Annotated in this window: 18 protein-coding genes, 1 riboswitch and 1 other annotated feature; of the genes, 16 read left to right on the forward strand and 2 right to left on the reverse strand. The window is 39.0% G+C overall.

The annotated features are described in order from the left end of the window. The first annotated feature begins 3 nt into the window (after window positions 1–3). Window positions 4–2421 (forward strand): phenylalanine--tRNA ligase subunit beta, encoded by a 2418-nt coding sequence (gene pheT / locus NSQ74_RS10350; RefSeq protein ID WP_340823149.1) that lies wholly within the window; start codon window positions 4–6, stop codon window positions 2419–2421. Between the two features lie 258 nt (window positions 2422–2679). Here the strand turns inward: pheT and rnhC are convergent, their stop codons facing one another. Further along, entirely contained in the window at window positions 2680–3606 is a 927-nt protein-coding gene (gene rnhC / locus NSQ74_RS10355; protein ID WP_340823151.1) for a ribonuclease HIII, read from the reverse strand. Window positions 3607–3741: 135 nt separating this feature from the next. Between rnhC and zapA the strand changes: the two genes are divergently transcribed. From zapA to NSQ74_RS10425, 14 genes are all read left to right on the forward strand, one after another. Continuing rightward, a complete protein-coding gene (gene zapA / locus NSQ74_RS10360; RefSeq protein WP_024363855.1) occupies window positions 3742–4002 on the forward strand; it encodes a cell division protein ZapA in 261 nt (86 codons plus the stop codon). A gap of 5 nt (window positions 4003–4007) precedes the next feature. Then, window positions 4008–4553, forward strand: coding sequence for a CvpA family protein (locus NSQ74_RS10365; protein WP_340823152.1), 546 nt, complete (start codon window positions 4008–4010; stop codon window positions 4551–4553). 190 nt (window positions 4554–4743) lie between these two features. After that, complete coding sequence (gene polX / locus NSQ74_RS10370) at window positions 4744–6453, forward strand: DNA polymerase/3'-5' exonuclease PolX (protein WP_340823153.1); 1710 nt, start codon at window positions 4744–4746, stop codon at window positions 6451–6453. An 18-nt stretch (window positions 6454–6471) separates the two neighbouring features. Continuing rightward, a complete protein-coding gene (locus NSQ74_RS10375) occupies window positions 6472–8838 on the forward strand; it encodes an endonuclease MutS2 (protein ID WP_340823155.1) in 2367 nt (788 codons plus the stop codon). Window positions 8839–8859: 21 nt separating this feature from the next. Beyond that, complete coding sequence (locus tag NSQ74_RS10380; RefSeq protein WP_010860124.1) at window positions 8860–9273, forward strand: DUF350 domain-containing protein; 414 nt, start codon at window positions 8860–8862, stop codon at window positions 9271–9273. A gap of 488 nt (window positions 9274–9761) precedes the next feature. After that, on the forward strand, window positions 9762–11453 hold the full coding sequence (locus NSQ74_RS10385) for an AMP-binding protein (protein ID WP_340823159.1): 1692 nt from the start codon (window positions 9762–9764) through the stop codon (window positions 11451–11453). 270 nt (window positions 11454–11723) lie between these two features. Next, complete coding sequence (locus NSQ74_RS10390) at window positions 11724–12305, forward strand: TetR/AcrR family transcriptional regulator (RefSeq protein ID WP_172772354.1); 582 nt, start codon at window positions 11724–11726, stop codon at window positions 12303–12305. 14 nt (window positions 12306–12319) lie between these two features. Then, window positions 12320–13093, forward strand: coding sequence for an enoyl-CoA hydratase (locus NSQ74_RS10395; RefSeq protein ID WP_340823160.1), 774 nt, complete (start codon window positions 12320–12322; stop codon window positions 13091–13093). A gap of 109 nt (window positions 13094–13202) precedes the next feature. Further along, entirely contained in the window at window positions 13203–13976 is a 774-nt protein-coding gene (locus NSQ74_RS10400) for an electron transfer flavoprotein subunit beta/FixA family protein (protein ID WP_340823162.1), read from the forward strand. A 46-nt stretch (window positions 13977–14022) separates the two neighbouring features. Further along, window positions 14023–15000: an electron transfer flavoprotein subunit alpha/FixB family protein gene (locus tag NSQ74_RS10405; protein WP_340823163.1), complete on the forward strand. Its 978-nt coding sequence runs from the start codon at window positions 14023–14025 to the stop codon at window positions 14998–15000. A 156-nt stretch (window positions 15001–15156) separates the two neighbouring features. Continuing rightward, window positions 15157–15389, forward strand: a binding site (T-box leader). A gap of 58 nt (window positions 15390–15447) precedes the next feature. Beyond that, a complete protein-coding gene (locus NSQ74_RS10410; RefSeq protein ID WP_340823165.1) occupies window positions 15448–16797 on the forward strand; it encodes an amino acid permease in 1350 nt (449 codons plus the stop codon). A gap of 121 nt (window positions 16798–16918) precedes the next feature. Continuing rightward, the gene (gene trxA / locus NSQ74_RS10415; RefSeq protein WP_340823166.1) at window positions 16919–17230 is read left to right on the forward strand and encodes a thioredoxin; all 312 of its coding nucleotides are present in this window, start codon (window positions 16919–16921) and stop codon (window positions 17228–17230) included. A gap of 192 nt (window positions 17231–17422) precedes the next feature. Further along, window positions 17423–19213: an excinuclease ABC subunit UvrC gene (gene uvrC / locus NSQ74_RS10420; protein ID WP_340823168.1), complete on the forward strand. Its 1791-nt coding sequence runs from the start codon at window positions 17423–17425 to the stop codon at window positions 19211–19213. 138 nt (window positions 19214–19351) lie between these two features. Continuing rightward, window positions 19352–19530: riboswitch (Lysine riboswitch) on the forward strand. Window positions 19531–19632: 102 nt separating this feature from the next. Beyond that, window positions 19633–20862, forward strand: coding sequence for an aspartate kinase (locus tag NSQ74_RS10425; RefSeq protein WP_340823170.1), 1230 nt, complete (start codon window positions 19633–19635; stop codon window positions 20860–20862). A gap of 571 nt (window positions 20863–21433) precedes the next feature. Here NSQ74_RS10425 and NSQ74_RS10430 read toward each other — a convergent pair. Further along, entirely contained in the window at window positions 21434–21868 is a 435-nt protein-coding gene (locus NSQ74_RS10430) for a YslB family protein (RefSeq protein ID WP_340823172.1), read from the reverse strand. Window positions 21869–22140: 272 nt separating this feature from the next. Between NSQ74_RS10430 and NSQ74_RS10435 the strand changes: the two genes are divergently transcribed. Continuing rightward, entirely contained in the window at window positions 22141–22749 is a 609-nt protein-coding gene (locus NSQ74_RS10435) for a succinate dehydrogenase cytochrome b558 subunit (protein ID WP_340823173.1), read from the forward strand. Window positions 22750–22772: the final 23 nt, after the last annotated feature.

Below are 22772 nucleotides of genomic sequence, written 5' to 3' on the forward strand. Positions count from 1 at the left end.
TAAATGTTAGTATCATTAGAATGGTTAAAAGATTATGTAAGTACACAGGACTTAGCGCCTGAAGATTTAGCAGAAAAAATTACACGCTCTGGCATAGAAGTAGACGCAGTTATTGACCGTGCTAGCGGTATGGATAAAGTCGTTGTCGGCTATGTTGTGTCAAAAGAGAAGCACCCTGAAGCCGATAAATTAAACATTTGCCAAGTAGATGTTGGGGAGGCGGAACCACAACAAATTATTTGTGGAGCGCCAAACGTAGATGCAGGTCAAAAAGTAATCGTTGCTCGTCCTGGTGCACATTTACCAGGTGGCATTAAAATTAAAAAAGCAAAACTTCGTGGGCACGAATCAAACGGTATGATTTGTTCATTGCAAGAGCTTGGTATTGAAGGTAAGTTAGTACCGAAAGCTTATGCTGAAGGCATTTATGTGTTACCAGCAGATGCAGAGGTGGGTTCTGATGCACTAGCGGTTTTAGGTCTTCGTGATACTGTGCTTGAGCTTGGCTTAACACCAAACCGCTCCGATGCGCTTTCAATGTTAGGGGTAGCTTATGAGGTTGGTGCAATTCTTTCCGAAGAAGTAAAGTACCCAGAAATCGCTTATAATACATCTTCTGAAAAGGCAGGGGACTTATTAAAGCTTCAAGTGGAAGATCTACAAGCAAACCCAATGTACGTAGCGAAAGTTGTGAAAAACGTTAAAATTGCAGAATCACCAATGTGGTTACAGCACCGCTTAATGGCAGCTGGAGTACGTCCTCACAACAATGTAGTCGATGTGACAAACTATATTTTAATGGAATATGGTCAACCACTTCATGCATTTGACTATGATAGCTTAGCAACAGGTGAAATTGTTGTTCGTAAAGCAACAGAAGGTGAAAAAATCACGACTTTAGATGACCAAGAACGTACATTAAAGGCGACTGATTTAGTGATTACGAATGGCAAAGAGCCAGTAGCGATTGCAGGTGTAATGGGTGGAGCAAACTCTGAGGTAACAGAATCTACAACAACTGTTGTTATTGAATCTGCCTATTTCGATGGCTTAACAGTGCGCCAAACTTCACGTAATCTAGGTCTTCGCTCGGATGCATCAGCTCGTTTTGAAAAAGGCGTTGATCCAAACCGAGTGCTTCCTGCAGCAGAACGTGCAGCAGCATTACTTGCTGAGTTAGCTGGCGGTGAAGTGTTAGAGGGTACGTGTATCGTAGATGAATTAGATAAAACACCAGCACGTGTTGTTGTCTCTCCAGACTTTATTAACGAACGTCTTGGCATGAAAATCTCATTAGAAGATATGCTTTCGATTTTAGAGCGTTTGAAATTTGGTGTAGAAGCAGCGAATGGCTTATTAATTATCGATGCTCCAACACGTCGTCAAGATATTAAAATTGAAGAAGATATCGTTGAAGAAATTGCACGTTTATATGGTTACGATGAAATTCCAATGACTTTACCAGAAGGTGCTAACCAAGTTGGGACATTGACAGCTTACCAAGCAAATCGTCGTGTAGTGCGTAACTTTATGGAAGGCGCAGGACTTTATCAAGCTGTCACTTATTCTTTAACATCTGCAGCACTATCACAACGCTTTGCACTAAAAGCAGAGCCTGTAACGCGTTTATTAATGCCGATGAGTGAAGATCGTTCAACACTACGTCAAAGCTTAATTCCACATTTAATTGAAGCAGCAGCATATAACGTTGCGCGTAAAGCAGATAGCGTAGCATTATACGAAGTTGGTTCTGTCTTCCTTGGTCAAACAGAAGAGGGGCTACCGTTTGAAGAAGAGCATGTTGCAGCTGTTTTAACAGGTAAATGGTTAGATCATGCTTGGCAAGGCGAGAAAAAGGAAGTAGATTTCTTCGTATTAAAAGGGATTATCGAGGGCGTAATTGGTAAGCTTGGTTTAGCAGATCGTATTACATTTGTTAAATCAGAAGTAGCTGGTTTACATCCTGGACGTACAGCTAACATCTTATTAGATGGAGAACAAGTTGGTATTATCGGCGGTTTACATCCTGCAGAACAAAAAACATGGGGTGTAAAAGATACGTACGTAATGGAAATGAATTTAGTAGCATTACTTCATGCAAATGCAAGTGAAGCACCACTTGGTTATAAACCAGTTCCTCGTTTCCCAGCTATGTCTCGAGATATCGCATTAGTTATGGACCGTGCAACAGCAGCGGGTGAAGTAATTACCGCTATTCGTTCAGCATGCGTGAAGCTGTTAAAGGATATTCGCGTGTTCGATGTCTACGAAGGTGAAAAAATGGAGGCAGGTAAAAAATCTGTTGCCTTCTCATTAACATACTTCGATCCAGAACGAACATTAACAGATGATGAAGTTGTTGTAGCACATAACAAAGTGTTAAAAGCAATCGCCACAATTGAAGGAACAGAAGTACGTTAATTTATACTAATTTAACAAGCTGTCTTGAAATTAGAGACAGCTTAGAGTGTCGACAAAAGGCACCAAGAAGTTAACTCTTGGTGCCTTTTGTCTTTTTTATTACCTATTAAGTTAATTGGAGCGGAGAGCTGGCGGCTCCTGCGAGAACGCACGCCACGTAAGTCGCAACAATCCGCACGTTAGCGAGGGCTGCGGCTTACAGTGTGCCCGTGGAAAGCGCCAGACTGTAGCGAAATCAATGGCAGTAGTCCTCTATATTTATTTTAGCTTCCGAGCCTTCTCTGTATTCGCAAAATGCCATTTCGTGATAGAACGCAAAAATTCCTCGCCTTGTCCACGCCAAATTCGTGCCGCTAATGCATCAACCTTGCTAGATGCTCCTTTTTGTAACTCTATGCCAGCTAGCTCACTTAGTTGGTCCATTTCCTTTAAGAATGCAGCGCGTGCCAAAATCGAAGCGGTAGCGACTGAAACATGTAATTGTTCTGCTTTCGTTGAAAAAAGTACGTCATCTCTAACAATTTCGCGCTCATTTTTTAAGTAATTGTAATAGACCCCGCGCTCTGCGAACTGATCAATTAATATATGTGCAGGCTTTTCAGGGGCCATTTTTGACAATGTATTGCCAAGCGCCTTATTATGCATCATTGCTTTCATTTTGCCCTGAGAGTAACCTTTTGCTTGTAATACATTATATTTTTCATTGCGTAATACGAGTACGCTATGGATACATGCCGCGCGTAAATCTGGAGCTATTTTTCGCATATAGTCATCAGTAAGCATTTTAGAATCTTTAACGCCGAGCTCATTTATTAGTTCGATTTTTGAAGAAGGAACGTAAACTGCCGCGACGGTTATAGGCCCAAAATAATCGCCTGTCCCTGTTTCATCGGAGCCTAAAACAGACATTGAAGCAAAGCCCTCGGGAAGCGTATCTCCTTTTGCTCCAACAGGTGAGGACTTTTGGGTTGTTGTTACCCCAGGGGAACCCCATCTTGCCGCTTCTCGCTCAGCGCCCCCTCCTTGAAACATACATTTCCCCGATTTGTACATCGTAATAGCTGTATCAGGAAGTTTTGCGGCGAATACGACACCTGGTGCTTTTCGCTCCACATAATAACTTGCGTAATAAGACATCACCTCTTTTTGTGCATTTGTTGAAATTAAAAGTACAATATTTGACATTTAACCGTTCCTTTCTATCCTCATTGTTCACAATTTTATACCTTTCATGTTATGATAATATATAGCTTTTTTGTGTGGACGTTGCTCATTACTGTCAAAATCGTGAGCAAAATGATTTTATTGGAGGGTGCGACTATGGAAAATCAAGAAAAGAATAAAATTTCTGTGGAAATATATGGTCATACATATAAAATGGTCGGCTCCGAATCCATTGGACACATGCGACTTGTCGCTTCTATTGTTGATGACCGTATGCGCGAAATGAATTTACATAATCCCTCACTTGATAGCACAAAGCTTGCCGTCCTTACAGCTGTAAATACGGTGCACGATTATTTACTCTTAAAAGAGCAAATAGAATTACTAGAAGAAGAATTGAAAAAATTAAAGGGTTGAAGTGAATGCTAGATTTAATCATATTAGTAGTTCTATTAGTTGGACTACTAGTGGGGGCAAAACGTGGCTTCATTGTACAAATGATGCATATTGTCAGCTTTGTCGTTGCCCTAATTGTTGCGTATATTTATTATAAGCCATTAGCACAGAAATTTGTGTTTTGGGTGCCATATCCAGGTGTTACGGATTCGGGAAGCCTCGGGGTTGTCATTGACAGCTTAGATTTAGACCGCACGTTTTACCGTGTTATTGCATTTGCGGTTATATTCTTTGCTGTGAAAATTACAATGCAAATTGTGGCATCTATTTTTGATTTTATTGCCTATCTACCGGTGCTTAATACAGTAAACCGTTGGCTTGGTGCACTGCTTGGCATGATTGAAAATTATTTAATTTTGTTTATTGTGTTGTATGTTTTGGCATTAGTACCGATTGATTTGGTGCAAAATTTAATGTCGAAGTCGTTCTTATCAGGCCTCATTTTGGAGCATACGCCGATTATTACAAAGATGTTCCAAAATTGGTGGTATATTTATCTCCATGCTTCATAAAATTTGGCGTCTACGCATGGAAAACTGAATGTGGTGTTCACTTGTTTGTCCGTAGAAATCCGCTTAAATGGCGAAGTTGCTGTTAAGGGCACAGCTATTTTGTGCGCAGAGCCGTAATGAATAGGCAATAGTAATCGATGCACTTCTCTCGGACTAGAGGGAAGTGTTTTTACGATAGGAGGAATTCTAAATGAACAAAAAAACAATTATTCGTACACTAGAGAAAATTGCATTATATATGGAGTTACAAGGTGAAAATCCGTTCAAGGTATCAGCCTTCCGAAAGGCCGCTGCTGCACTTGAAGGAGACGAACGCTCCCTAAGTGAAATGGAAGATGTGACAAAGCTTAAGGGAATCGGTAAAGGCACAGCTGCTGTTATTGAAGACCTAATTGAGACAGGAGAATCAAGTCTCTTAAAAGAATTACAAGATATCGTGCCAAAAGGCTTACTGCCACTATTGAAGTTGCCAGGTTTAGGCGGCAAAAAAATTGCCAAGCTTCACCAAGAGTTAGGCATTGACTCTGCTGAAAGCTTACAGGCTGCATGTGAGGCTGGTAAAGTGCGCGAGCTAGCGGGCTTTGCAGCGAAAACTGAAGAAAAAATTTTAAAGGAGCTTGCTAACTTTGCCAATCGTTCGGAACGTTTGCCAATTTGGCTGCTAGAGCCTGTTGTTTTACAAATTGAAGCACTTCTCGGTAGTATGGAGGAAGTGGCACGTTTCTCAGTAGCTGGAAGCTTCCGTCGTGCCTCAGAAACGAGTAAAGATATTGATTTTATCGTTGTAACTGAAGCGGTTGAGGTAGTCCGAGAGAAGTTATTGAGTGAACTTGCAATTCAGGAAGTCGTAGCTGCAGGTGATACAAAGATTTCAGTTATTTTAGATTTAGATGAACCGATAAGTGTTGATTTTCGATTAGTGAAGGATGTTGAGTATGCAACGGCCTTGCACCATTTTACTGGTTCAAAAGATCATAATGTTCGTATGCGTCAACTTGCAAAAGCACGTGGGGAGAAAATTAGTGAATATGGTGTAGAGCAAGCAGATGGCTCAGTACTGACATTTGAGGATGAGGCGGCATTTTTTGAACATTTTGATATGCCATTTATTCCACCTAGCTTACGAACGGGGTCAACTGAGTTTGATCGCCAAAGTGAAGTAAAGGATTTAGTAAAGCTAGAGGATATTGTGGCAGATTTGCATATGCATACGACATGGTCAGATGGTGCATACTCCGTTGCTGAAATGGGAGATGCATTAATGTCACGTAGTTATCACTATGGCGTTATTACCGATCACTCACAGTATTTAAAAGTGGCGAATGGTTTAACACCTGCACGTTTAGAGAAGCAACGAGTGGAGATTGATGCATTTAACGAAGCACATCCAGACTTTTATTTATATGCGGGAACAGAGATGGATATTTTACCGAATGGTTCGTTAGATTTTGATGACGAAGTACTAAAAAAATTAGATTTTGTAATAGCCTCTATTCACTCGAGTTTTACACAATCACAGGATAAAATTATGGCGCGTTTGCACACGGCGATGCAAAATCCGTATGTTCATATGATTGCCCATCCAACAGGTCGCATTATTGAGGATCGCGCAGGTTATAATCCAGATATAGCACAGCTAATTGAATGGGCGAAGGAATATGGTAAAATTTTAGAGTTAAACGCAAATCCATATCGTTTAGATTTATGTGTTGAGCACTTAGAAATGGCTGTTGCAGCAGGTGTCCCTGTAGCGATAAATACCGATGCTCATGATACCGCTCATTTACGTTTTATGGATATAGGTGTGCGCTATGCAAATAAGGCATGGCTGAAAAAAGATATGATTGTCAACACATGGACGCGTGAACAGTTTGAGGCGTTCATTCGACGAAATAAATAGGTTGAGGAGGTGTTCTCAGTGATCGCAAACCGCGCATTGAAAACACTAGAATATGATAAGGTACGTCAACAAGTGGCTACATACTGTACTTCTTCAATCGGCAAATCAGCCATTGATGAGCTTGTACCACAAACAGACTATGAAAAAGTAGTTCAGTTGTTAGAAGAGATGGATGAAGGGCTATCCATTTTACGTGTAAAAGGTAATGTGCCAATGGGTGGAATTTTCGATGTTCGACCTGCTGCAAGACGTGCCCAAATCGGCGGGATGCTTTCAGCGATGGAATTAATGGAAGTATCAAGTACGATTCGAGCTAGTCGTATTCTTCGCAATTTCTTTGAGGATTTAGAGTCCGAAGAAATCATTGAAATACCTCATTTCATTACTAAAAAAGAAATGATGCCTGTACTAACAGGATTACAGCATGAAATAAATAACTGTATTGACGATAACGGCGCTGTTTTAGATTCAGCAAGCCAAACATTGCGATCTATCCGTCAATCTCTGCGTGCTGAAGAGGCTAAAGTGCGTTCGAAACTAGAAAGCTTAACTCGAGGTAGCAATGCGTCAAAAATGCTTTCAGATGCCATTGTTACGATTCGTAACGACCGATATGTAATTCCAGTTAAACAAGAATATCGTCATCATTATGGTGGAATTGTGCATGATCAATCATCATCTGGCCAAACATTATTTATCGAACCAGATTCAGTTGTACAAGCAAATAATGAAATACACCGACTTAAAATGAAAGAGCAGACGGAGATTGATCGTATTTTGCTTGCTTTAAGCGCGATGGTGGAGGAAGTTGCACCAGATTTATTTAACTTAGTGAAAATATTAGGTGAAATTGATGTCATTTTAGCAAAGGGCAAATACGGCCAAGCCAATAAATGCACGATGCCAAAAATGAACAAGGACGGTTATATCCGACTTGTACGAGCGCGTCATCCACTTTTACCTATTGAAACTGCGGTTGCAAATGACATCGAATTCGGGAGAGACATTACAGCAATTGTAATTACAGGACCAAACACTGGTGGTAAGACCGTTACGTTAAAAACAGTAGGTCTTTGTACGTTAATGGCGCAGGCAGGCTTACCAGTGCCAGCATTAGATGGTTCAGAGCTAGCGGTATTTGAGCAGCTTTTTGCTGATATCGGTGATGAACAATCAATTGAACAATCGCTTTCTACATTTTCATCTCATATGGTAAACATTGTCGACATTTTAAAGCAGTTTGATCACGAATCACTCGTGTTATTTGACGAATTAGGTGCAGGAACAGATCCACAAGAAGGTGCTGCCTTAGCTATTTCGATTTTGGATGAAGTGCATGGTCGCGGCGCACGTGTCATGGCAACGACGCACTATCCTGAATTAAAAGCATATGGCTATAATCGTCCTGGTGTTGCCAATGCAAGCGTAGAATTCGATATTGAAACTTTAAGTCCGACATATCGCTTACTCATTGGTGTGCCTGGTCGTTCTAATGCATTTGAAATTTCTAGTCGTCTTGGCTTACCAGAGTCCATTATCGATCGTGCTAAAAGCTTCACAGGTACGGACCGTCATGAGGTGGAGTCTATGATTGCTTCCTTAGAAGAAACGAGACGCCAATCAGAGGACGATGCCGAGCGCTCACATGACTTACTATTAGAGTCTGAGGCACTACGCAAAGAGCTACAAGACAAGCTTCAAGCATATGAAGATCGCAAAGAAGCACTCGATAAAAAAGCGAAAGAAAAAGCACGTAAAATTGTGGATGATGCAAAAAGAGAAGCAGAAACAATTATTACCGAGCTGCGCGAAATGCGTAAAAATGCTGATCAAGTAGTGAAAGAGCATGAGCTTATTGAGGCACGTAAACGTTTAGAAGAAGCGACACCACTTGAGCATAACAAAGTATTGAAAAAAGCAGCGCAAGTTAAGGCGCGTGCACAAAACTTGGTTGTCGGTGATGAGGTAAAGGTGTTAAGCTATGGTCAACGAGGTACTTTGCTTGAAAAAGTATCTGATGCTGAATGGGTTGTACAAATGGGCATTTTAAAGATGAAAATTGCCGATACAGATATAGAATACATTAAACCTGAGAAAGAGCCTGTACAACGAGTTTCTGGTGTGAAAAATCGAGATAGCCATGTGAAATTAGAGTTAGATTTACGTGGGGAGCGCTATGAGGATGCGATTATTCGCACTGAAAAATATATAGACGATGCGCTGCTTTCAAACTATGGTCGAGTGTCGATTATTCACGGCGTTGGGACAGGGGCATTGCGTCAGGGCATACAAAGTTACCTGAAAAAACATAAACGGGTGAAATCCTTCCGTTTTGGAGAAACAGGCGAAGGTGGATTTGGCGTTACTGTTGTGGAATTGAAATAAGCTGTAAAGGGGACGGAGAAAATGCTAAATTCTAGCTTTTGGCGATATCCAATTATCGAAACGGCAGGATATTTTAGTGTTGTTGTGTTATGTTTAGTCGTCTCGATGGCATTGTTCGAAGTCGTTACGAAATATAAAAATTGGGAAGAAATAAAAAATGGTAATGTAGCTGTTGCGCTTGCAACCGGCGGTAAAATATTAGGGATTTGTAATATTTTCCGTTATTCGATTGCTCGCCATAGTACGCTGAGTGAAATGATTGGGTGGGGACTATTTGGTTTTACGTTACTAATTGTGGCCTATTTCTTATTTGAATTTATGACGCCACGCTTTAACGTGGATCAGGAAATTGCCAATGATAATCGCTCAGTAGGCTTTATTTCCTTTACGATTTCAGTCGGTCTATCGTTCGTTATTGGGGCAAGTATTGCATAGGAGTGTTATGAGATGGAAAAATTAGCGAAAGTTCTAATCATAGTCTGCATCGCATTTTTGGCAGTCGGTATTTACTATATGTTTACCGTATAATTTTTTAATGTAACCTCAATAATGTGAGGGAATATCTAGCTGTAGAGAAACTTGGAATTTCAAGTTTCTCTACAGCTTTTTTGTATCGAAAACGTGAAGCACTAATAGAGAAAATCTATTATCTTTACAAAATGATAGAAATACTTTTGAAGAAAATTATTTTTTTAATATAGAAATGGGGAGCGCATCAATTGTATAAAAAACGAAACAATGAATGAACATTCATAAGGGGAGTCGACTTTAAATCCTTATGTGGTAGTTATATAAATGTTGTAAAACGCATAATAATTAATCGAAAATACATTTATTTTCTATTTTGTGTTTGAAAGTGCATTTCTTTTTCATTATAATTAAATTAAGAATTTACAAAGTTTGGGACAAAGGGGAGAGGACGTATGACAGCAAAACCATGGCTAGCAAATTATCCTGAAGAAATACCACCGTCTTTAACGTTTGAGGAAATTCCTGTGCAAGAGTTTTTAACACGTGCCTATAAAAAGAAACCATCTAAAGTGGCAATTCATTTTATGGGTAAGGATTTGACGTACACCGAGTTATATGAGTCTGCACTTAAGTTCGCGAACTATTTACAAGCACTTGGTGTAGAAAAGGGAGATCGGGTGGCAATTATGTTACCAAACACGCCACAAAGTGTAATCGCTTACTATGGGGCGATGTATGCTGGAGCGGTCGTAGTACAAACAAATCCACTTTATACTGAACGTGAATTGCAATATCAATTGACGGATTCAGGTGCGAAGGTCATTTTAGTAATGGATATTTTATATCCGCGCGTGATGAAAATCATGAAAGAAACAGCGCTTGAAAATGTCATTGTAACAGCGATCAAAGACTACTTACCATTCCCAAAAAACTTAGTATATCCATTTATTCAAAAAAAGCAGTATGGCTTTAGTGTGAAAGTTGAGCATAGCGGGCAAAATCATTTATTTACAGAAATTATGAAGTCCTCACCTGTAAAAATGATTGAAATGCCATTTGATTTCGAAGAAGATCTTGCATTACTTCAGTATACAGGCGGGACGACAGGGTATCCGAAAGGTGTTATGTTAACGCATAAAAACTTAATTGCCAATACGACAATGTGTGACGCCTGGATGTATAAATGTGTCCACGGCGAGGAAACGATTATGGGCGTGCTTCCATTTTTCCATGTTTATGGGATGACAACAGTCATGCTACTATCGGTGTTCACTCAAAATAGAATGGTGCTATTACCGAAGTTTGATGCAGAAACAGCTTTGAAAACGATTGATAAGCAAAAGCCAACATTGTTCCCTGGTGCTCCGACATTATATATTGGTTTATTAAATCATCCGGATATTGCGAAATATGATTTATCGTCTATTAAAGCATGCCTAAGTGGCTCGGCTTCATTGCCTGTAGAAGTACAGGAGCGATTTGAGGCAGTAACAGGTGGGAAGCTTGTCGAAGGTTATGGGTTAACCGAAACCTCTCCAGTAACGCATGCAACACCAATTTGGGGTAACCGTGTCATAGGTTCAGTAGGTTTACCATGGCCGAATACGGATTCTGTCATTTTACGTACAGGGGATACTGAACAACTTGCTGTTGGTGAAGTAGGCGAAATTGCTGTTAAAGGTCCGCAAGTGATGAAGGGCTATTGGAATCGTCCAGAGGATACAGCTGCGACTTTTGCAGATGGTTGGTTCTTAACGGGTGATCTTGGGTATATGGATGAAAAAGGTTACTTCTATGTAGTTGACCGGAAGAAAGATTTAATTATAGCGGGTGGCTTTAATATTTATCCTCGTGAAGTCGAAGAAGTATTATATGAGCGGGAAGAAATTCAAGAATGCGTAGTAGCAGGCATTCCAGATCCGTATCGAGGAGAAACAGTAAAAGCTTATATTGTTGTAAAAGAAGGATATTCGATTACTGAAGACGAATTAAATAAATACTGTCGTCAGCACTTAGCTGCTTTTAAAGTGCCACGCTTTTATGAATTCCGAGATGAGTTACCAAAAACAGCAGTCGGAAAAATTCTACGTCGTACTTTAGTGGAAGAAGAAAAAACAAAAATGGCGAATAAAGAAGCAAAATAACTACGTGGTAAAGTATTGACAAGCGCCAATGTAAAATATAATATGAAAATATGAATGAATAACCATTCATATTTTCATATTTTTTTGTTTCTTTAAAACCACGCCATGTTAATCATGAAGAACCGATTCAAAAATTTGTTTCGAAACTTCAGCGTTTAAGGAATTACACAGTGTGTCACATATTGGCAAATTATTATTTTAACGATCAGTCAATTATGTCACATAATATAATTAGGTGTGCGTATGTTTTTTGTAGGTGGTGATTTAAAAATGAAGCGAGATAAGCCAAAATATAAGCAAATTATTGATGCAGCTGTTTTCGTTATTGCAGAAAATGGTTATCACCAAGCGCAAGTATCGAAGATTGCAAAACAAGCAGGAGTAGCCGATGGAACAATCTATTTATATTTTAAAAATAAAGAAGATATATTAATTTCTGTCTTTAATGAAAAAATGGCTGTTTTTGTAGAGTCATTACAAGATATAATAGAAAATGGGAGTACGTCGAAAGACAAACTTTCACGGATGATTGAAAATCATTTTAGTGTTCTAGCTACAGATCGATCACTTGCGACCGTTACACAATTAGAACTTCGACAATCAAATAAAGATTTGCGACAAAAGATCAATGGTGTATTAAGAGATTATTTACAACTGCTTGATCAAATTTTAATTGAAGGTATGGTTTCTGGTGAGTTCAATCAAACGATGGATGTTCGCTTAGCGCGTCAAATGGTATTTGGAACAATTGACGAAACTATTACGTCTTGGGTTATGAATGACTATCGATATGATTTGATAGAACAGGTTCCGAAAGTTCAGGCATTAATCCTGAACGGCATTAAAGCTTAAAAGGATGTGGAGAAATGGAATTTCTAAGTTGGAAAGTAGAAGATGGAGTAGCGATTATTACGATTGCACGTCCTCCAGCAAACGCATTATCTCGCGGAATCATTGCAGAAGTAAATGCTGTGCTAGATGCCGTAGAAAACGATGACGCAGTACGTGTCCTTGTACTTCATGGCGAAGGCCGTTTCTTCTCAGCAGGTGCAGATATTAAAGAATTTACAGAAGTTGACTCTGGGGAAGAGTTTACGAAGCTTGCAGGTCATGGTCAACAAGTATTTGAACGCGTTGAGTCGTTCTCTAAGCCAGTAATCGCTGCAATTCATGGTGCCGCACTTGGCGGTGGTCTAGAATTAGCTATGAGCTGTCATTTGCGCTTTGTAACAGAATCTGCGAAATTAGGATTGCCTGAACTACAACTAGGTCTTATTCCAGGTTTCGGTGGCACACAACGTTTACCACGTTATGTTGGGGTAGCTAAAGCAGCAGAAATGATGTTTACAAGTGATCCTATTTCCGGTACAGAAGCAGTGCAATGGGGACTAGCAAACCGTGCTTTTACAGATGAAGTATTACTTGATGAAACACTAAAGGTAGCGAAAAAGATTGCGAAGAAGAGTCCAATTGCATTAAAAGAAGCGATTCAAGCATTACAATATGCGAAACATGCTTCATTTTATGAAGGTATTCAAGCAGAAGCTAAATCATTTGGTACAGTATTTGTATCAGAAGATGCTAAAGAAGGAATTCAAGCATTTATTGAAAAACGCGAGCCTGTGTTTACTGGCAAATAGTTTTCCATCAGTGTTGTTAACCACTTAAGGGGAGTTTATCAACTCTGAAAATATATAATATTTACAAGTTTACTTGGGAATTTAAAAAACGTTGCAGGGGGTATGAAATATGAACATTTTTGCATTAATTAAACGTACGTTTGATACAGAAGAAAAAATCGTTGTGTCGGGTGGTAAAATCCAAGAGGACGGCGCTGAATTCATTATTAATCCTTATGATGAGTATGCAATTGAAGAAGCAATTCAAGTTCGTGATGCAGCTGGTGGTAAAGTAACAGTTGTTACAATCGGTGGCGAGGATGCAGAAAAGCAATTGCGTACAGCATTAGCAATGGGTGCAGATGAAGCGGTTCTTATTAATACAGAAGATGATTTAGATGAATTAGATCAAAATGCAGCTGCATTCATTTTAGCTGAGTACTTAAAAGATAAAGATGCTGACTTGATTTTAACAGGAAATGTGGCTATTGACGGTGGTTCAGGTCAAGTAGGTCCACGTGTTGCAGATTTATTAGGCATCAACTATGTTACAACAATTACAAACCTTGAAATCGATGGCACATCTGCAAAAATCGTGCGCGATATCGAGGGTGATTCAGAAGTGATTGAAACGTCTTTACCACTTTTAGTAACTGCTCAACAAGGTCTAAATGAGCCACGTTACCCATCTTTACCAGGCATTATGAAAGCGAAGAAGAAACCGCTTGCAGAGCTTGAATTAGATGATTTAGATATCGATGAAGATGATGTTGAAGTAAAAGTAGAAACAGTCGACATTTACTTACCAGCTCAAAAAGCAGCAGGTCGTATTTTACAAGGCGAACTTTCTGAGCAAGCAAAAGAGCTAGTCAACCTACTTCATTCAGAAGCGAAAGTTGTTTAAGTGTTAGCGCAAATCGAATCTTAAAGGGTAACGGAGGGAATATACTATGTCAAAAAAAGTATTAGTATTAGGTGAAGTTCGTGAAGGAAGCTTACGTAATGTATCTTTCGAGGCAATTGCAGCAGCAAAACAAATCGCTGATGGTGGCGAGGTTGTTGGCGTACTTTTAGGGGACGCGGTTGCAGGATTAACAGGTCCATTATTCGAGTATGGTGCAGATCGTGTTGTGACGGTGGAACATCCACATTTAAAACAATATACATCAGATGGCTATGGACAAGCTTTATTAGCTGTTATCGAGCAAGAACAGCCAACGGGCATTGTGTTTGGTCATACTGCAAATGGTAAAGATTTATCTCCAAAAATTGCAAGTAAATTACAAGCAGGTCTTGTTTCTGACGTAACGTCGATTGAAGGTGCTGGTGACGATGTAGTATTCATTCGTCCAATCTTCTCTGGTAAAGCTTTTGAAAAGGTAAAAGTAAAAGAGGGCATTGTGTTAGCTTCAATTCGCCCGAACAATATTGCACCTTTAGAAAAAGCAGCAGGTAAATCAGGTGATGTATCTTCTGTCACTGTAGATATTACAAACTTACGTTCAATCATTAAAGAGGTCGTACGTAAATCTTCAGAAGGTGTAGATCTTTCAGAAGCAAAAGTAGTTGTAGCTGGTGGTCGTGGTGTTAAATCAGAGGAAGGCTTTGAACCATTAAAGGAATTAGCTGATTTACTTGGCGGTGCAGTTGGTGCATCTCGTGGTGCATGTGATGCTGAGTACTGTGATTATTCTTTACAAATCGGTCAAACAGGGAAGGTTGTTACACCAGACCTATACATCGCAGCAGGTATTTCAGGTGCAATTCAACATTTAGCAGGTATGTCTAACTCTAAAGTAATTGTAGCGATTAATAAAGATCCTGAAGCAAATATCTTCAAAGTAGCAGACTACGGTATTGTAGGCGATTTATTTGAAGTGATTCCGCTTCTAATCGAAGAATTTAAAGCATTAAAAGTAAACGCATAACAAACAGAAGCAGGAAGGGTTAATCCTTCCTGCTTTTTGTATGGATGAATCTAGTGAAAGGCATTATTTGAAAATTATCGTAAAATAAAATATTGACATAACTAACAGTAAACATTATAGTGGTGAATAATCATTAATTTTTCAATAATATTGTTTTGAAACGCAAAGATTAGGAGTAGTAAAAGCTCATTATTCGGTAAAGAGAGCTGCGGGTTGGTGCAACGCAGTCCAATAAGACTTTGAACTTGCCTAGGAGTGGTAAGATAAATAGAATTGTCGGATTATTCTATTTGTTTGACGATTAACCTTCGTTACAAGGTTTTTAAGTTGGGTTCTTATTGGACCAATTAGAGTGGTACCGCGGTTGCTTATGGCATATCGTCTCTTCTTTCATTTGATTATGAAGGAACAGACGGTATGCCTTTTTTGATTTTAGGAGGTAAGAAAGTGGAAAACAACAATCAACAATTAAAACGAACTATGACCTCGCGCCATATTACAATGATGGCGTTAGGTGGTGCCATTGGTGCTGGATTATTTAAAGGAAGTAGTGCAGCCATTGATATGGCAGGGCCGTCTGTGCTTATTGCGTATTTAGTAGGAGGCATTATTTTATTATTTGTCATGCAAGGTTTAGCCGAAATGGCTGTTCGAAATAAAGAAGCAAGAACGTTCAGGGATTTAGTTGAGTCGGTGTTAGGAAAATACCCTGCATATTTCCTTGATTGGATCTATTGGAAAATGTGGGTTTTAAATATTACAGCAGAATCAGTAGTGGCTGCTATTTTTATTCAATATTGGCTACCTCAATATCCGATTTGGATACTTGCTCTATCTGTTTCAATATTAGTGACAGCCGTTAACCTGTTATCCGTAAAACTATTTGCAGAAACAGAATACTGGCTAGCCATGATTAAAATCACTGTTATTATTGTATTTATTATTGCAGGACTTATTTTATTGTTCGGTACGTTTGGAAATCATACAGCAGTTGGTTTTTCTAACTTAACTGAACACGGAGGCTTTTTCCCTAACGGATCAACGGGGTTAATAGCTGCAATGCTTGTCGTCATTTATTCTTATGGTGGAACAGAAATCATTGGGATTACATTAGCTGAAACAAAAAATCCTGAAAAAGTAGTACCAAAAGCTGTTCGCAGTACATTAGTCCGTATCGTTACGTTCTATCTACTTCCGTTCTTTATTATCGTAAGCTTGATTCCTTGGAATGAAGTAAATGGTGTCCCTGAAAGTCCATTTGTAATGGTATTTAAAATGATTGGAATTCCAGGTGCAGACCATATTATGAATGCTGTTGTTTTACTTGCTATTATTTCTTCAATGAATTCAGGGCTTTATGGATCGTCTCGCGTGCTGTATACACAAGCTGTAGACGGTCGTGTTCCTAAAATCTTTGCGCACTTATCTAAACGAAAAGTTCCTGTATATGCTATTTTAATGTGTACGTTAGCTTTATATTTAGGTGTAATCTTTTCTTTATATGCTGGAAGCAAGACTTTCGATTTCTTAATGGGATCGCTTGGCTATACAGTATTATTTATTTGGTTAATTATTGCGATTGCCCATTTAAAATCACGAAAAAAACAATCAGAAAACACAAGCGCATATGAAGTTAAATGGTTTCCATATACAACGTGGATTGCTATTATTGCGTTAAGTGCCATACTCATTGGGATTATTTTTACAACCTCTATTATCGTGACAGGAATTACGTTAGCAATTTACATTTTTATTACGTTAACGTATGTATTTAAAGGCCGACATCAAGTGAATTAATTGGCTTTATTTATTTTCCTGACACTTTTTTCATAAAATATACATTGCAGGCAGATTGTTCGCTCAAGCTATTTTATCCATGCTATACTACAACCATAGTAAGATTTAAGGAGGATTTCAAATGGCAATTGTACATGCAACAGATGCAACGTTTCAAGATGATATTAAAGAAGGCTTAATATTAGTCGACTTTTGGGCTGCTTGGTGTGGACCATGTAAAATGATTGGACCAGTTCTTGAAGAAATGGACGCTGCAGGTAGTGCGGCTAAAATCGTAAAAGTAGATGTGGATAACAACCAAGGTACTGCAGCACAATACCAAATCATGTCTATCCCTTCATTGCTTTTATTCAAAAACGGTGAATTAGTAGACAAAACTGTTGGTTTCCAACCAAAAGAAGCATTAGAAGCATTCATCGCTAAACATGCTTAATTCGTAAAATAAAGAGCTGAGCCATCTTTAGATGTGCTTGGCTTTTTTTCGTTATATAATAGATAGAGGAAAATCAATAAACGCTCGTTTTTCAATAAATTTTCTTGTTTTTTGTAACGATGAAAGGCAATAAGAGAATGGTAATGGAATGGCGATTATTATTAAGACATCAAAAAGGGGGGCAGGTAGGCGATGAATGATTTAATTAAACGAAAGCTTGATATTTTACCAGATCAGCCTGGCTGCTATTTGATGAAGGATCGACAAGGGACAATTATTTATGTAGGTAAGGCAAAGGTGCTTAAAAACCGAGTACGCTCGTATTTTACAGGAACGCATGAAGGAAAAACTCAGCGCCTTGTTGGTGAGATTGAGGATTTTGAGTACATTGTGACTTCTTCTAATTTAGAGGCACTCATTTTAGAGTTGAACCTTATTAAACTACACGATCCTAAATACAATATCATGCTAACGGATGATAAAACGTATCCGTATATAAAAATTACGAATGAAAAATATCCACGGCTTATTACAACACGTAAAGTAAAAAAAGATAAAGCAAAATACTTTGGTCCTTATCCAAATGCGTATGCAGCAAGTGAGACAAAAAAGTTGCTCGATAGACTATACCCACTTCGAAAATGTGTACAATTACCTTCAAAAGTTTGCTTGTATTATCATATGGGACAATGCTTAGCGCCGTGTATAAAAGAAATTGATGCACAAGTATATCACGATATGATTGAAGATATGACGAAGTTCTTAAATGGTGGAGTAGAGACAGTAAAAAAAGAGCTTGAAGCGAAAATGTTGGCTGCAGCTGAGCAACTAGAATTTGAGCGAGCGAAAGAGTTCCGCGATCAAATTGCACATATTGAAACGGTTATGCAAAAGCAAAAAATTGTGTCCAGTGATACTACGAATCGCGATGTATTCGGTTATGCAGTTGAAAAGGGCTGGATGTGTGTGCAAGTCTTTTTCGTTCGTCAAGGTAAGTTGATTGAACGCGATGTTTCCATCTTCCCTATTTATCAGGATGTTGAGGAAGAATTTTTAACATTTGTTGGCCGCTTTTATGAAAAGCCTGAGCATATTAAGCCTAAGGAAATTTTTATTCCTCAGTCGATTGATGCAGCAATTTTAACGGAATTATTAGAGGTTAAAGTGCTAACGCCGAAGCGAGGACAAAAAAAGGAACTAGTAGATTTGGCCATGAAAAATGCAGAAATTGCTGTGGCGGCAAAATTCCAGCTAATTGAGCGACAGGAAGAGCGAACAATTGGTGCTTGCGAGGCATTGGGTGAAGCAATGGGGATTTCAGCACCTCTTCGCATTGAAGCATTTGATAATAGTCATATGCATGGTGCTGATGCGGTATCAGCAATGGTTGTGTTTATTGATGGTAAACCTGCAAAGAAGGAATATCGTAAATATAAAACACGCACAGCCGCTAAACATGACGATTACGGAGCAATGCAAGAAGTGATACGTCGCCGTTACACGCGTGTATTGAAAGAAGGTTTGCCATTGCCTGATTTAGTTCTAATAGATGGCGGTAAAGGACAGATGGAAGTAGCGCGAGAAGTGTTAGAGGATGAGCTCGGTCTTGTTATCCCAATTGCGGGCTTAGCAAAAGATGAAAAGCATAATACATCACAGCTTTTATTTGGAGATCCGCCCGATGTCATTGCATTAAAGCGGACAAGTGACGGGTTTTATTTACTACAGCGTATTCAGGACGAAGTACACCGTTTTGCCATTACATTTTTACGCCAACAGCATGAGAAAAATGCTATTCAATCTGTTCTCGATGGAATTGAAGGTGTTGGTCCAAAGCGCAAGCAACAATTATTGAAGCATTTCGGCTCTGTTAAAAAGATTCGTGAGGCAAGTGAGCTTGCACTTCAAGAAGCGGGAATACCTGCGAACTTAGCGAACAGTATTTACAATTATTTTCAGCAACAGACATTGTCAAAGGATTAGACATATGCTAAGGTTGTCATAGAACAATGAAGTGAAAACACTATCTTGTTCTATTACACCTTATATGAATGTTTATGTGAGCAATGTATAAAAAGGAAGTATTTTCATAAAGGGAAAATTAATAAATTCACTATTTTAAGTGATGATAGAGGTGCAAGTTTCAATAGTAGCACATTGAAGGATGGACAAATCCAGTGACAATGTGTGAAAGGGGAGCTTGCCGAAGTGAAGTATCGTTGTTTCCGATACTTTGCTGGTTTTGCATTTAATAGATGTAAGACTGTCGAATCTTTACGTTTCGGAGAGCTATCACACATGCGCAAGCTTTTTATTGTACATGTTGCAGGCAGCTTTCACGTTATGTGAGGGCTGCCTTTTTGCTGTTCTAGAGACGAATTGATAAAAGGAGAATGATGATAATGGCGAGTATTGTATTGAAATTTGGCGGACCTGCAATCGCTTCAACTGAGCGGATTCGAGAGGTCGTTAAAATAGCGATAGCCAAAAAAGAGCTTGGCTATGAAGTAGTAGTGGTGACTGCAGCAATGGGTCGCACAGCAAAAGACTTAGCAAAGATGGGACGTGATTTATCAGACGATGCTTCTAAACGTGAGATGGATGTACTACTATCGACGACCTCACAATTAGCAAGTGCCCTTTTTGCAATTGCTTTACAAGAGGAAGGCTATGATGCAGTTTCATTGACTGGCTGGCAGGCTGGTGTGCAAACAGATGCGAAACATTTTAATGCACGTATCGACCATATCGATGTGAGCCGTATGAAAGAACATTTGATACAAGGACAAATTGTCGTTGTTGCGGGGAAGCAAGGCATTAATAGTGCGCACAATATAACAACACTTGGTAAGGGTGGCGCAGAAACAACAGCAGTAGCCATTGCAGCCGCATTAGAAGCGGAACGTGTTGACATTTATACAAATGTGGATGGAGTTTATACAGCAGATCCTCGTCATATTGAAAAAGCAAGAAAGTTAAAGGAGATTTCATATGATGAAATGCTTGAACTATCACATTTAGGTTCACATATTTTACATCCACGTGCAGTGGAGCTCGCAAAAAAGTTTCAAATCCCAGTCATTATTCGTTCAAGCGTAGTAGATACAGAAGGTACTTTATTGAAGGAGGAAGTTGAAATGGAGAAAAATTTAATTGTACGTGGTGTTGCTTATGAGTCTGATATCATTCGCCTAACAATCGGTTATGATACATACTCAACTGCATCGTTAGCAGATATGTTTGCTATACTTGCAGACAATCGCATTAATGTTGATATTATTGTGCAAGCTATTATAGAAGGTGTGAGACCATCAGTATCTTTTACAATTTTAAAAGAAGAGTTTGCTGATGCTTTACGTGTACTAGAGGATAGTAAATTGTCACTTGGTTTTAGCTTTGCAGATTTTGAAATTGGCTTAGCGAAAGTTTCAATTATAGGATCAGGCATGGCATCAAATCCTGGCGTTGCTGCACGAATGTTTGACCGTTTACGCCGCGAGGATATTGCAGTAAAAATGGTCAGTACTTCTGAAATTAAAGTTTCTGTTGTTGTACCACAGGACGAAATGATCCGCGCTGCAAACGCATTACATGAGGAGTTTAATTTAGCAGTAGAGATTCCCGTAAACTAAAAGGTTGAAGTCAACATCCTTAACTTGTTTTATCTGTATAACTTTAGCTTTCTATATAAATAAAGTTGGGTACTGGTGATTTGCGCTGCGGGCGTATGCTTTCCGCGGGCACATACGTAAGCCGTAACCCTCGCTAACGCGCGGTTTGTTACGTCTTACGTTCTGTGCGTTCCCGCTGGAGTCGTCCACCCTTCGCTCCAATCACCTAATCACATTGCTAAATAAATTTTATTTTATGACCACGAATCCAAAAGCTAATCTTCTATAAAATAAATACAGATGACTACTGCGGTTGATTTGCGCTACGGGCGTACGCTTTCCGCGGGCACATACGTAAGCCGTAACCCAACCCTCGCTAGCGTGCGGTTTGTTACGTCTTACGTTCTGTGCGTTCCCGCTGGAGTAGTCCGTCCTTCGCTCCAATTAACTAAACGAAGCGGTAGGAATATTCCAATTGATTACTAAAAAAGGATAAAAAAATGACAAAAGGCATCAAGAGTTACTTCATGTTGCCTTTTGTCGATACTCAGAAAGGATTGCTTTTCTAACAAAATCGCAATGCTTTACTAGCTTATCCATTTTGAATTGTATTCATAATACGCTCTTTAACATCCCATTTAACTGTAAACATGACGAACTGGTGCTTTTCGCGCTTCTCATCATAACATTCCGTTAAGTATCCTTTTGCTTGTTGGATTTGTTCAGCAATAAACCCTGCTTCTAGTCTGAAGCTTCGATTATGAATTTGCAAAAGTGTTGGTTCATTTGTTAAATGGAAAATTCGTCCATCTTTAGACTCCTTTGTCAATTCAAGAGTACCCCAGCACGCATCCGCGAAAAATGCGATAAGTTCTTCTTGACTTTTACAAGGGAACTTCCGTGCAAGCTCCTTTCCAGCCCAATAAAGTACGTCATCTTCATGTTTACCGAGTATAGAAGATAGTATATGATCACGGATTAACTCATATCCAAATGGTGAGATTGTATTAGATGGATTATTTAACATTGAAATCCTTCTTTCTTAGAATTTTCTTATAATTTAGCGTCAATAAAGTAAAGGTAGAATTTTCGAGAAGAAACGACACGTTATGTACTAGATTGCTTCTATAATAAGGGCTATTAAAAACTCTATGTTACCTTGACGCTCGTAGCACTTGAGAGTACAATAAACATGTCATAATATTGTACCATGATGAAATACACAGTCAATGGAGTATCATTTACAAAATGGTGACTTCTTTTGTTGTGCTATTTTAAGTACTAAGGGGGGTAACAGTCTTGTCGAAAGATCGAGAGTTTTTATGGCGTCGCTTACATTCTCTACTAGGTATCATTCCAGTAGGTCTGTTTTTAACGATGCACCTATTCATTAACTTTACAGCAACAGGCGGAGCAGAAAGTTACAATGATGCTACCGCAGTAATGGAAAAGATTCCATTTCTTATCCTAGTAGAGTGGATTGTCATCTACATTCCATTAATGTTCCACGCATTTTATGGTGTGTACATCGCATTCACTGCTACACCAAATACAGGGCGTTTTAGCACATACCGTAACTGGATGTTCTCATTACAACGCTTCACTGGTGTATTTTTAGTAATTTTCATTGCATGGCATATTTTCCAAACTCGTATTCAAAAAGCGCTTGGTACACACGTTGATTACGACATGATGGCAAATATCGTAAGTAATCCATTTATGCTTGGATTCTATATTGTTGGTATTATATCAGCAACTTTCCACTTATCAAATGGCTTATGGGCATTCCTAGTAAGCTGGGGTATCACACAATCTCCTCAGTCTCAAAAGATTGCTACTTATGTAACAAACGTTCTTTTCGTAATTCTAAGTGTAGTTGGTGTGGCTGCTATTTTAGCTTTCGTATAATTTAATAAAAGCTACTATAGAAG

This window comes from Lysinibacillus sp. FSL W8-0992 (assembly GCF_038008685.1).
Lineage (GTDB): Bacteria > Bacillota > Bacilli > Bacillales_A > Planococcaceae > Lysinibacillus.